This is a genomic window from Glutamicibacter protophormiae, from assembly GCF_014647495.1.
GTDB lineage: Bacteria > Actinomycetota > Actinomycetes > Actinomycetales > Micrococcaceae > Glutamicibacter > Glutamicibacter protophormiae.
This window is the reverse complement of sequence record NZ_BMPH01000004.1, coordinates 136,083-148,115: the sequence shown is the minus strand read 5'-3', so window position 1 is coordinate 148,115 and position 12,033 is coordinate 136,083. Positions and strand designations below refer to the sequence as shown.

Genomic DNA, 12,033 nt, shown 5'->3' with positions numbered 1-12,033 from the left:
GGTGTTAGTCCTCCGAGTAGGGAATGAATACGGAAACTGTGAATCCTCCACCTGTTCTCGGAGAGGCACTGCAGGTTCCATCGTATAGGGCGACACGTTCGCTCATGCCTTGCAGCCCGTAGCCTTGCCCGTCGAAAGTCAGGGAACCAGCACCACGACCATTGTCTTCAATGCGGATTTCCAGTCCACGCGAGATCCAACTGAGCTGTACCGATGCAGTGGTGTTCGGTCCTGCATGCTTGACTACGTTGGTCAGTGCTTCCTGGACGCTCCGGTAGGCGGTGAGTTCAGCGCCTGCTGGCAGTTCTTTTCGCGGCGATCCCTCAAAGCCGAAACGAACGTCCAGCCCGGCAGTTTCAGCGTTCTGGACAAGATCCGGTATGTTCGCCAAAGTTGGCAACGGGCGGTTTGCGACTTCCTCGTCCTTGCGTAGGACGCCAAGTAATCTGCGCATTTCACGGAGGGACGCACGCCCAGTATCGGAGACGGTTTTCAGCGTGTCGATGGCAATTGATGGATCCTTCACCGCGGCGTAGCGGGCGCCATCAGCTTGTGTGATGATCACTGACAAGGAATGGGCCACGATGTCATGCATTTCACGTGCAATATGGTTTCGTTCATCGGCGGCAGCAAGATCGCGTTCGATGATGCGTTCATTCTCCAGGCGCGCGGCATGGTCCTGCAACGCTTTCATTGTCAGACGCCGATTACGCGCAAGGTCGCCGAAGGTCCAGGAAACGGTAACGACCAGGGCCAGCCCGACGAATGACACCATCATGTCGAAGCTGAAGAAGGTGAAGAAGCCGTAGGACGAGTTGGCGCTGTTGAACATGCTGAATGTAGCCAACAAGGCTCCGAGCAATCCGAAACCCAAAGTGGTGAAGGACTGCCACCGTTTTCCATAGACAGCCATCGTATAAACCATGATTGGGACAGATAGCTGTGAGGGCAGTACAAGCCCTGCAAAGGCCAGCTGCAGCAGATGCCCTGACGTGACAATGAGTGTCGCAAGCCATGGCTTGGAACGGCGCATCATTAAGGGGGCGGTTTGCATCAGGGAAATGGCAACTAGCGAAAGAGTAGTCAATAGCGAACTGCTGAACCCGAGGGTTGCTGTCAAGAGCAGGCAAAAGAGCGTATAGGTTAGGCCCGTTGCAAAATCCACTTTGCTCGAATTTTCGCGAATCCACCGATCAATTCGGCGATGCGGGTTTGAAAGGATCAACTACGCCTCTGGATATAGGAATACGTGCTGTTGCACACGGTTGCCACGAATGCCCTGAACGGTGCATCGCATTCAAGTTTAGTTGCCCCCCATGCTGAGATACCTCATACCCGAGTCTGAAGTCGGAAGAGCGGAAAGCTTACATTTTTCACTATTTGAGACGGGCTCTCACATGTTGGACTTGATTCGATAGGCTTGGTGCTATGGGAAAAGTTTTTGAAATTGCAGTCATCCCTGGGGATGGCATTGGACCAGAAGTCGTCGCGGAAGCCGTCAAAGTCTTGAACTTTGTCACCAATGGTGGTGACAAGGAGGTCAATCTGACCACCTACAAGTTGGGCGCCGAGCATTGGCTGGAAACCGGTGAAACTCTGCCAGAGGAGACCCTGGAGAGTCTCAAGAAGCACGATGCCATCTTGTTTGGTGCGGTAGGTGCCGCGCCCGGCGACACCCGCATTCCTTCGGGGCTGATTGAGCGTGAAATGCTGCTGAAGCTTCGCTTTGCGCTGGATCACTACGTCAACTTGCGTCCCTCGAAGCTTTATCCGGGCATTGAAAGCCCGCTGGCCAATCCGGGCAATATCGATTTCATTGTTGTGCGCGAAGGCACCGAAGGCCCCTACGTAGGCAACGGCGGCTCCGTGCGTACGGGCACCCCGCACGAAATTGCCACCGAAGTGTCGGTGAATACCGCTTACGGCGTGGAACGCGTTGTTCGTGATGCCTTTGCGCGCGCTTCTCAGCGCGAGCGCAAGCACGTGACCCTGGTTCACAAGCACAACGTTTTGGTTCATGCTGGCCATTTGTGGCGCCGGACTGTCGAAGCGGTCGCAGCAGATTTCCCGGAGGTAACCCATGATTACCTCCACGTGGACGCTGCGACGATTTTCTTGACCACCGACCCTGCCCGGTTTGATGTCATCGTCACGGACAATCTTTTCGGTGACATCCTGACGGACCAGGCTGGCGCAATCACCGGCGGCATTGGTCTGTCGGCCAGCGGCAACATCAACATGTCGCGGACCTACCCGTCGATGTTCGAACCTGTACATGGCTCCGCTCCTGACATTGCCGGCCAGCAGAAGGCCGATCCGACCGCAGCGATCCTTTCCGTCGCGTTGATGCTTGACCATTTGGGACTCTCTGAAGAGTCCAAGGCTGTTGAACGGGCAGTCGAAAAAGAGATCACTTCACGTCAGGAACTGACCGATCACCGCACCACCAGCGAAATTGGCGATGCAATTGTAGCCCTGCTGGCATAAGCTAAAAGGGAAGTTTCCGGTTTTGAGTAACCGGTAGCTAATCCACAAACGGGTGTTCCGCAACTTTGTGGGACACCCGTTGCTCGTACATGAATTAGGAAGTCCAAGGTTAGATGGAATTCACCGAAAATCTCTCAACGAACCGCAAGAGCGCCGCGGACCGCGCAAAAGTTCTTGCCGACCCGGGCTTCGGGGATTTCTTCACCGACCACACTGCAGTCATTGACTGGTCGGCCAGCGGTGAAGGCCACGGCGGTACCTGGCATGATGCGCGCATCGAACCATACGGCCCTATCGCACTGGATCCTGCTGCCTCTGTGCTCCACTACGGCCAGGAAATCTTTGAAGGGCTGAAGGCCTACCGTCATGAGGACGGCTCTGTCTGGACATTCCGTCCCCACGCGAACGCCGCCCGACTGAATAAATCGGCAGCACGCTTGGCTTTGCCCCAGCTCGACGAGGACGTATTCGTGGAGTCGCTGCGCAAGCTCGTTGCTTCCGATATCGACTGGGTGCCAACCGGTGATGGCGAGGCCCTCTACCTGCGTCCATTCATGATCGCCACCGAGGCGTTCCTGGGTGTTCGTGCAGCGCGCGAAGTTTCCTTCCGGGTCATCGCATCGCCGGCAGGCAACTACTTCGGTGGAGAACTGAAGCCGGTGGCTATTTGGGTGTCCCGGAATTATGCGCGTGCAGGCCGGGGCGGTACCGGTTCGGCCAAGTGCGGCGGAAACTATGCGGCATCGCTCGTTGCCCAGCTTGAAGCCGAGGACAACGGATGCAAGCAGGTGCTCTTCCTTGATCCATTCAACGACAATGCGGTTGAAGAACTTGGCGGCATGAACGTGTTCTTCGTTACCAAGGACAACAAGCTCGTGACTCCGGCACTGACCGGAACCATCCTCGAAGGTGTTACCCGCTCGTCCGTGATCCAGCTTGCCAAGGATCGGGGAATGGACGTCGAGGAACGTCGCATCACCCTCGATGAATGGCGTGAAGGCATTGCCAGTGGCGAGATCACCGAGGTCTTCGCCTGCGGAACCGCTGCAGTGATCACCCCGATTGGCGTTCTGAAGAACGGCACGGAACTCATTGGCGAGGAGAACGCCAAGGCTGGCGATGTCACGATGTCGATCCGCGAGGAATTGCTCGGGATCCAGCGCGGAACGGTCGAAGACCGCCACGGATGGCTGGAGCGTTTGGCCTAACGCCTAGAAAAATTAGTAGAATTGCCTGTGCAATATTAATTGCACAGGCAATTCGTCTTGAGTGAGGATTTTTGGCATGCACGTTCTGGTTACCGGTGGAGCAGGGTACATTGGCTCGCACACCGTCCTTCTGTTGTTGCAGGAGGGCTTCCGGGTTTCCATCATCGACAACTTCAGCAATTCCTCGCCGGAGTCCATTCGCCGCGTTACGCAGCTAGCGGGACGGGCACCGGAGCTTCACCATGTCGATTTGCTCGATGTTGCGGAAATGAACTCGATCTTCGAGTCCCTGCGTCCGGATGCAGTGATCCATTTTGCCGGGTTGAAAGCCGTGGGGGAGTCCGTAGCCCAACCGTTGCGCTACTACCGCAACAACGTTACCGGCACGCTGAATCTTCTGGATGCGATGGAAGCAGTCGATTGCCGGACACTCGTTTTCAGTTCATCCGCGACTGTCTACGGCGAATCGACGGCCTTGCCGCTTTTGGAGTCAACGCCTCGCAGCGCCACCAATCCCTATGGACGCACGAAGCTTCATATCGAGGAAATGCTCGAAGAATTGGCGACGTCAGACCCGCGCTGGTCCATCGCCAACTTGCGATATTTCAACCCAGTAGGAGCCCACGAATCCGGCGAGATCGGCGAGGATCCGCAAGGCATCCCGAATAACCTCATGCCATTTGTGGCCCAGGTTGCCGTGGGAGTGCGGGACAAGGTCAATGTTTTCGGCGGTGATTATCCGACATCCGACGGAACCGGCGTTCGGGACTACATCCACGTTATGGACCTAGCGGCAGGACACCTGTCGGCCCTCGGGTACCTGCAGCAGTCAACTGGTGCCCACGTCTGGAATTTGGGCACAGGAGCCGGATCCAGCGTGCTGGAGGTCATCGATGCATTCGCCCGCATCTCGAAGCGCCCTGTGCCGTACGAGATCGTGGAACGCCGCGCCGGCGACGTTGCTGAGAACTATGCCGACCCGGAGAAAGCCCGCCTTGATCTTGGGTGGAAGGCCGAGCGCGGACTTGAGCAGATGGTGGGTGACATGTGGCGCTGGCAGAGCCAGAACCCGACAGGTTTCCCGGACCTTGAGCTCCAAACGATGAGTGATGAAGAACTAAACGCATTTATCTGTAACAAGTAAGCCGCCGGAGCGTGCCAGGCAGTGGCCAGAGCGAGATAGGGTTGAATTATGCGCATTGCACGATTTGTAGTTGACGGCGACCCGCTTTACGGAGTTGTCGATGGAGAAAACGTTCATGTCCTAGCGGGGGATCCGTTCTTCCAAGGCATCAAGACCACCGGTGCCGTGCACCCCCTTGACGACGTTCGTCTGGTAGCGCCGATTATTCCGCGTTCCAAGGTCGTCGGATTCGGCCGAACCTACAGTGAGCACGCCAAGGAGCTCGGCAACGAAGTCCCGCCGGAGCCGCTGATGTTCTTGAAGCCGAATACCTCGGTGGTCGGTCACGGCGAACCAGTGACCCTCCCGGCGTTTTCGCAGGAGGTTTCCTTCGAAGGAGAGCTGGCCGTCGTCATTGGACGTATCTGCAAGGACGTGCCGGCAGAAAAGGCCAGCGACGTCATCTTCGGATACACGATTGCCAATGACCTCACTGCCAGGGACGCGCAGCGCACAGACCCGCAGTGGGCTCGTGCCAAGGGATTCGATGGTTCGTGCCCGCTCGGACCCTGGATCGAAACCGAACTGGAAGATCCTGATGACGTCGCGATCACTACGCGCTTGAATGGCGAGGTCCGCCAGGATGGTTCCACCAAGGACATGATTTGGCCGGTTTCCGAACTCGTTGCACGGGCATCCGAAGCCTTCACGCTGCTTCCCGGTGATGTCATCATGACCGGCACCCCTGCAGGCGTAGGGCTCGTCGACGCGGGCGACATCGTTGAGATTGAGCTTGAAGGCCTCGGCACTCTCCGCTCGGTGTTCCGCCGATAACGCGATTTGGGCAAACGTGGTTTTCATTGCAACTTGAAAAACCACCAACTTGCCATCATCATTTTGGTGGTACCGCACTGGCCCCCGGTCATCAAAGACCGGGGGCCTTAGTGCTGTGAATTCGGCAAGATGGCGCGAAGGCATAGAATGGAATCATCATGACTGATCTTTCCCTGATTCCATCCGTGACCGAAGACACTCCTGTTCGCGTCCGTTTCTGCCCATCGCCTACCGGCACTCCACACGTAGGCATGATTCGTACGGCCCTGTTCAACTGGGCCTATGCCCGCCATACCGGTGGCAAGATGATTTTCCGTATCGAGGATACCGACGCAAAGCGCGATTCCGAGGAAAGCTTCAACCAGGTTCTGGACGCGCTGGACTGGCTGGGCATCGATTGGGATGAAGGCGTCAACGTGGGCGGCCCGCATGAGCCGTACCGTCAATCGCAGCGCGGCGACATTTACCAGGACGTCATTGCCAAGCTTCGCGAGGCGGGACACCTGTACGAGTCCTACTCGACGCCGGAGGAGGTCGAAGCGCGGCACAAGGCCGCCGGCCGCGACCCAAAGCTGGGCTACGACAACTTCGACCGTGAACTGACCGCGGAGCAGATTGCCGCTTTTAAGGCCGAAGGCCGCGAACCAGTGCTTCGTGTGCGCATGCCGGATGAGGACGTGACCTTCAACGACCTGGTCCGTGGCGAAATCACCTTTAAGTCGGGCAGCGTGCCGGACTACGTCGTAGTCCGCGCCAACGGCCAGCCGCTGTACACGCTGGTTAATCCGGTGGATGACGCGCTGATGGGAGTCACCCACGTGCTGCGCGGCGAGGACCTGCTGTCTTCCACGCCGCGACAGGTTGTCCTCTACGCACTGCTACATGATGTAGGTGTTGCCAAGTACATGCCGCGGTTCGGGCACCTCCCATACGTGATGGGCCAGGGCAACAAGAAGCTCTCCAAGCGCGATCCCGAATCGAGCTTGTTCCTGCACCGCGAGAACGGCTTCATTCCTGAAGGCCTGCTGAACTACCTGGCGCTGCTCGGCTGGTCCCTGAGCGCGGATCAGGACATCTTCAGCAGCGAAGAACTGATCAAGGCTTTTGACGTGACCGACGTGCTGTCGAATCCGGCTCGATTCGACGTGAAGAAGGCCGAAGCCATTAACGGCACGCACGTTCGCATGCTGGAACCGACGGACTTCCGCAATCGTCTGGTTCCCTACCTCCAGGCCGCAGGCCTCGTCGGTGAAGAACTCACCGACCGTGAAAAAGAGATCCTCGACCAGGCCGCGCCCCTGGTCCAGGAGCGCATCACCCTGCTGGGCGAAGCTGCAGACATGCTCGAATTCCTCTTCAAGAATGATGACGAGATTGTTGTTGAAGACAAGGCGCTCAAGGGCATGCCAGCCAACCTGGGTGAAGTGGTAAATGCCTCTCTTGAGGCGTTGGAAGGCGTGCAGAACTGGAACGCGGAAGAGATCCAGAATGCCCTGCGGACCAAGCTGGTGGAAGAGATGGAATTGAAGCCGCGCCAGGCCTTCGGACCGGCACGCGTTGCCGTTTCCGGCAAGCGAGTCTCGCCGCCGTTGTTTGAATCCATGGAAATCCTCGGCCGGGATTCGAGCCTTAACCGTCTGCGCACCTTCGGCGCTTCACGGTAGCGGAAAACTCCAATTTCGTGAACGAAGTACGCAACGCCTTGGGTGGATCCGGCACAGGATCCATCCAAGGCGTACTTTTTGACATTGACGACACCCTGGTGGACCTTCGGGCAGCGGCAATCGCGGCATTCTTGGAGCTCACAACCGAAGAGCTTGGCCACGTGGACGAAGCGGGGGCAAATGCTGTTGCCGCCGCGTTTGCCGATGACAAAGCCGGAGCCTACGAACGCTACATGGCAGGCGAGCTGACTTTCCTGGAGCAGCGTGAAATGCGCCTGCGGCATTCATTTGGACTCGTGAATGCGGAGCCGCCGGCGGGGGAACAGTACCAATCGTGGGCCGCAATTTACGAGAAAACAGTGCGCAGCTATTGGCGCCCCTTTGACGACGTCACGCCGCACCTGGAACAGCTCAGGGCCATGGGAATTCCTTTCGGCGCGGTCAGCAACAACCTTGAATCCTACCAACGGGCAAAATTGGAAATTGCTGGGCTGCCCGGATTTGACGTAGTTGTCGGATCCGATACCGCCGGCGCACCGAAGCCTGCAGCCGCACCGTTTCTCGCGGGCTGCAAAGGACTCGGCAGCCGACCAGAACAGACGCTCTACGTGGGGGACAATCCTGTCAACGACTATGCAGGAGCCCGCAATGCAGGACTTCCCGCGGTACTACTCGACCGCGGGTCTGTCCACCAGGATTTCTCGGGGATTCGAATCCGTGACCTATGGGTTTTAGCAGAGTTAATCGATGAAGGTTTCGACAGGATTCATGCTGATTCCTAGGACGGCCGTCGATTTGTGTTGATTCCAGAACGTCGGTATAGTTATATCTCGTGCTGAAGCGATCAGTGAGAATTGATTCATTAATTTTCTCTGAAAGCCCAAGTCACAATGGGATATGGTGTAATTGGCAACACAACGGTTTCTGGTTCCGTCATTCTAGGTTCGAGTCCTGGTATCCCAGCGCTTCATCAAAGTAATTTGATGAGCTGAGAAGAAATTCTTGGCATACGGCCCCATCGTATAGCGGCCTAGTACTCCGCCCTCTCACGGCGGCAACACGGGTTCGAATCCCGTTGGGGTCACCAAGCATTCTTCGCAGGCCCTCCCGCAAGGGAATATACGGCCCCATCGTATAGCGGCCTAGTACTCCGCCCTCTCACGGCGGCAACACGGGTTCGAATCCCGTTGGGGTCACCAATCAAGCCACAGGTAAATCTGTGGCTTGTTGTATATCCAGCCAAATCTCCCCGATGTGTTTCAAATAACCTCCCCGCATAGGGCAAGATGGTCACATGGAGGCATATTCGGAATCCCGTTCTGCGGGCGGTGCAGCTACCCCAGAGAACTCAGGTGATGCACTCAAAACCATCAAGCAGCTGACTGCCCTGAGCTCCGCACTAGACAGGCTCACTTTTCTGCTTGCCGCTTCCAATCCGATGCTTCCCAGCGAAGTACTCAGAGCCAAGACGATTCATCAGATCGCCGACTACATTGTTCCGAGGCTGGAAAATCTCCATGCGCCACTGCTCATCGTTGTCGGCGGCTCCACCGGTGCCGGGAAATCCACCCTGGTGAATTCACTGCTTGATGAGTCGGTCAGCGCGTCCGGTGCCGTTCGGCCGACAACTCGCATGCCGGTCCTTGCCTACAATCCCTCCGAGGCGTCGTGGTTTGAAGATCGACGGATCCTTCCCGCCTTGAAAAGGCAGACTCAGTCCGGGTATCAACAGCACGACGCCGAAACGAATTCCCAGGCAGTGCGGCTCGCTCCACACGCAAAAGTTCCCTCCGGGATAGCCCTCGTTGATGCGCCGGACATTGATTCCATTTCGGATGAAAACCGCGCGCTCGCGGCGCAGCTTTTGAACGCGGCGGACCTATGGATATTCGTCACGACCGCTAACCGCTACGCGGACGCGCTGCCCTGGGATTTGCTCACGGAAGCCGGAGCGCGGAACATCACGGTCAGCATCGTGCTCAATCGTGTGCCGGCCGGCGCAGAAGTGGAAATCCTCCCTGATTTACAACGGCTGCTCGCAGAAAAGGGACTGGGATCTTCTGATATCCACGTGATTCATGAGATGGAGCTCGACCAACGCAAATTATTGCCGCGAGAGCTGACGCAACCAATTTCCAGCTGGCTCGGAGGCTTGGCCGAGGACGCCCAGGAACGGAAACGCATCGCGGTTCAGACTCTTGACGGTGCGCTTAAGCGGTCTGCTGCGGACGTGAGCGAACTCTACGCAGAGCTTGAAGACCAGGAAGCACAATTGCAGGAACTGATCCTCGGTGTGGACCAGCGCTTCAACCAGGCGCTGGACGTGGTGAAGTCTGCGCTGAAGGATGGCTCCTTGCTGCGCGGAGAAATCTTGGCCAGATGGCAGGATTTTGTCGGTGCAGGCGAACTGCTGCGTGGAATTGAAGGTAACGTAGGCCGTATTCGCGACCGCATTGGTTCCTTCTTCTCCGGGCGACCACCGGCGAGCAACAAAGTTGAACAGGCGATTGAAACGGGCCTCCATGCGATATTTGTCGCAGAGATTACCGAAGCGGCAGCGAGCCTAGACCGGGTTTGGCGCACGACGCCCATGGGGCAGGAACTCAGTCGCGAACTGCCCACTCCGAGGCTGCCCGGCGACCTGAACGAGCTGGCAAGCCAGACCGTCCGCGAATGGCAAAAAGACATCCTCACAATGATCCGGGAAGAAGGCGCTGGAAAACGTAAGACCGCGCGGATGGTGGCTTTCGGCGTGAACGGTATCGCGGTGATTCTCATGGTTGTCGTTTTCGCCTCGACCGCGGGACTGACCGGACTGGAGCTCGGCATCGCCGGAGGATCTGCGGTCGTCGGCCAAAAACTGCTGGAAGCCATATTCGGTGAAGACGCCGTGCGGCGGATGGCGGCCAGAGCCAGCGTCATGCTCGAAGAACGCGCGCACGAGCTGATCACCACGAACGCCGAGGTCTACCGCAACGTCATCACGACTCACCAGCAGCCCGAAGAACTAAAAGCCCTCGCAGAGTTTATTCGCGCCCAAGGCCAGAAAGGTCATCACGTATGAGCGAGCGCAAAGTACTCAGGGCGCAATCCAGCCTCATGAGCCAGATCGAGGCTATCTCCGAGGCGGTGCAGCTTGGCGAGCCTCACCTCGACCCGGAAACTGTGGACTTTGCGGCAACGGTGATTTCCCGCGCCCAAACCAGGCGCCAGCTGTCCGCTGACCACGTGGTCATCGGTCTCTTCGGAGCTACGGGTTCCGGGAAATCGAGCCTGTTTAATGAAATGGCCGGAGCGCAGCTGGCCCGGACCGGGGTCATTCGACCGACAACCACGAAAACCATCGCGGCGATTTGGAACCCTGATGGGTCAGGAGAATTGCTGGATTGGCTCGAAGTTGACGAGCGGCACGTGGTTGATTCAATGCTCGGAACCGGCAAAGCTTCGCGTGGCACTGGCACGAGCGGAGGGCTCATCCTGCTGGATCTTCCAGACATGGACTCAACCGCGCTCGGCCACCACGAAATTGTCGACAGGTTGTCCGGCCAGGTTGACGTGATGGTGTGGGTGCTGGATCCGCAGAAGTACGCAGATGCATCCATACACCGGGGATATCTTGATGGTTTGGCATCCTTGGAAGGCAACTTGCTGGTGGTGCTGAACCAGATTGACCTTGTTGCACCATCCGATCGAGCGGAGATCCAAAATTCTCTGACAGGGCTTCTTGCCCAAGACGGATTCAGGGGACTGGAGATCCTGCCGGTATCATCAAAGACCGGCGAAGGTATCGACGCCTTGCGGGCGCGAATCGCAAAGCTCGCGGAAAACAAGGCATTGTCGATTCGACGGCTGAAGGCCGACGTTGATCAAGTGGTTCATCGTCTCGTTGCCGAACTTGGCGTGGAACAGGTCAACGCTCCGGGGAAGCTTGATCAGGCAGAGCTGGAGCAAGGCATCGCCGCCGCCCACGGAGTGAACGTGATTGCAGACGCGGCGGCCAAATCCTACTTGCTCCGAGCCTCCTCCCACACTGGCTGGCCCTTGACCAGCTGGCTGGTCCGTTTCAAGAACGACCCGCTGAAGCGGATGAACCTGGGTCGAAACCACGAGCGTCCCGAGCTGGCCCTGACTTCCAAGCCGCCGCTGTCCGCGGCGCAATCAGCAGGCATTAGGCATTCGGTCAACACCTACCTCTCCAGGGCTTCGGACGGATTGCCCGCGGGCTGGACCGACAATCTCAGGGCGAGTGCCGCTGACCGGCTGGGGACAATGGACCAGGAAATTGACCTGGCCATTGCGTCTACGGATCTCGCCGTGGAAAAGAAGTCGTGGTGGTGGCCCTTGACGAGGGTTCTTCAATGGGTGTCGATTGTGGTGGCATTGGGTGGCGCCCTGTGGCTCGGTGCTCTTGCCGTAGCCGGCTACCTGCAATTCGCTGTTCCGGAGCCTCCGAAGGTGGAAGGTTTCCCGGTCCCCACCCTCATGCTTTTGCTCGGGCTACTGCTCGGTATCGTCCTGGGGATCGCTGGTTCATTTGTCAATCGAATGGTCGCTAAGATGAAGAGAAAGCGTGTGCACCGGAATCTTGAACGCTCGGTCGCAGGCGTTGTCCGCCAGAACATCGTGGATCCTGTCGCTGCGCACCTGGACCAATTCAACAGCTACGCGGATCTCATTAACCAGGCCGCGAAGAAAGCCGATTAATACTCTGTGACGA

9 protein-coding genes and 3 tRNA genes are annotated in these 12,033 nt (G+C 57.7%); 11 read left to right on the top strand and 1 reads right to left on the bottom strand.

Annotated features, from left to right (window positions below; translation table 11 throughout):
* Positions 1–4 precede the first annotated feature (4 nt).
* A complete protein-coding gene (locus IEY43_RS06880; RefSeq protein WP_188947869.1) occupies positions 5–1,225 on the bottom strand; it encodes a sensor histidine kinase in 1,221 nt (406 codons plus the stop codon).
* Between the two features lie 203 nt (positions 1,226–1,428).
* Here IEY43_RS06880 and IEY43_RS06875 point away from each other — a divergent pair, with 203 nt between their 5' ends.
* From IEY43_RS06875 to IEY43_RS06825, 11 genes are all read left to right on the top strand, one after another.
* Complete coding sequence (locus IEY43_RS06875) at positions 1,429–2,487, top strand: 3-isopropylmalate dehydrogenase (protein ID WP_188947868.1); 1,059 nt, start codon at positions 1,429–1,431, stop codon at positions 2,485–2,487.
* Positions 2,488–2,600: 113 nt separating this feature from the next.
* Positions 2,601–3,695 (top strand): branched-chain amino acid aminotransferase, encoded by a 1,095-nt coding sequence (locus tag IEY43_RS06870; RefSeq protein ID WP_188947867.1) that lies wholly within the window; start codon positions 2,601–2,603, stop codon positions 3,693–3,695.
* Between the two features lie 76 nt (positions 3,696–3,771).
* Positions 3,772–4,839 (top strand): UDP-glucose 4-epimerase GalE, encoded by a 1,068-nt coding sequence (gene galE, locus IEY43_RS06865; RefSeq protein WP_188947866.1) that lies wholly within the window; start codon positions 3,772–3,774, stop codon positions 4,837–4,839.
* Positions 4,840–4,887: 48 nt separating this feature from the next.
* Positions 4,888–5,652 (top strand): fumarylacetoacetate hydrolase family protein, encoded by a 765-nt coding sequence (locus IEY43_RS06860; RefSeq protein ID WP_188947865.1) that lies wholly within the window; start codon positions 4,888–4,890, stop codon positions 5,650–5,652.
* Between the two features lie 158 nt (positions 5,653–5,810).
* Positions 5,811–7,316: a glutamate--tRNA ligase gene (gene gltX / locus IEY43_RS06855; RefSeq protein WP_188947864.1), complete on the top strand. Its 1,506-nt coding sequence runs from the start codon at positions 5,811–5,813 to the stop codon at positions 7,314–7,316.
* Between the two features lie 17 nt (positions 7,317–7,333).
* The gene (locus IEY43_RS06850; protein ID WP_188947863.1) at positions 7,334–8,098 is read left to right on the top strand and encodes an HAD family hydrolase; all 765 of its coding nucleotides are present in this window, start codon (positions 7,334–7,336) and stop codon (positions 8,096–8,098) included.
* Positions 8,099–8,207: 109 nt separating this feature from the next.
* A tRNA-Gln gene (locus tag IEY43_RS06845) sits at positions 8,208–8,279 on the top strand.
* A gap of 48 nt (positions 8,280–8,327) precedes the next feature.
* Positions 8,328–8,403: transfer RNA gene (locus tag IEY43_RS06840), tRNA-Glu, on the top strand.
* Positions 8,404–8,439: 36 nt separating this feature from the next.
* A tRNA-Glu gene (locus IEY43_RS06835) sits at positions 8,440–8,515 on the top strand.
* Positions 8,516–8,610: 95 nt separating this feature from the next.
* On the top strand, positions 8,611–10,380 hold the full coding sequence (locus IEY43_RS06830) for a dynamin family protein (RefSeq protein WP_188947862.1): 1,770 nt from the start codon (positions 8,611–8,613) through the stop codon (positions 10,378–10,380).
* Positions 10,377–12,020, top strand: a complete 1,644-nt coding sequence (locus IEY43_RS06825) for a GTPase (RefSeq protein ID WP_188947861.1) — start codon at positions 10,377–10,379, stop codon at positions 12,018–12,020. Before IEY43_RS06830 ends, IEY43_RS06825 begins: the two co-directional genes overlap by 4 nt.
* The last annotated feature ends 13 nt before the right edge of the window (positions 12,021–12,033 follow it).

Bases quoted from the DNA above. Each gene is read 5' to 3' on its own strand.
- IEY43_RS06875 (WP_188947868.1), top strand. From the start codon at position 1,429: ATGGGAAAAGTTTTTGAAATTGCAGTCATCCCTGGGGATGGCATTGGA.
- IEY43_RS06870 (WP_188947867.1), top strand. From the start codon at position 2,601: ATGGAATTCACCGAAAATCTCTCAACGAACCGCAAGAGCGCCGCGGAC.
- galE (WP_188947866.1), top strand. From the start codon at position 3,772: ATGCACGTTCTGGTTACCGGTGGAGCAGGGTACATTGGCTCGCACACC.
- IEY43_RS06860 (WP_188947865.1), top strand. From the start codon at position 4,888: ATGCGCATTGCACGATTTGTAGTTGACGGCGACCCGCTTTACGGAGTT.
- gltX (WP_188947864.1), top strand. From the start codon at position 5,811: ATGACTGATCTTTCCCTGATTCCATCCGTGACCGAAGACACTCCTGTT.
- IEY43_RS06830 (WP_188947862.1), top strand. From the start codon at position 8,611: ATGGAGGCATATTCGGAATCCCGTTCTGCGGGCGGTGCAGCTACCCCA.
- IEY43_RS06825 (WP_188947861.1), top strand. From the start codon at position 10,377: ATGAGCGAGCGCAAAGTACTCAGGGCGCAATCCAGCCTCATGAGCCAG.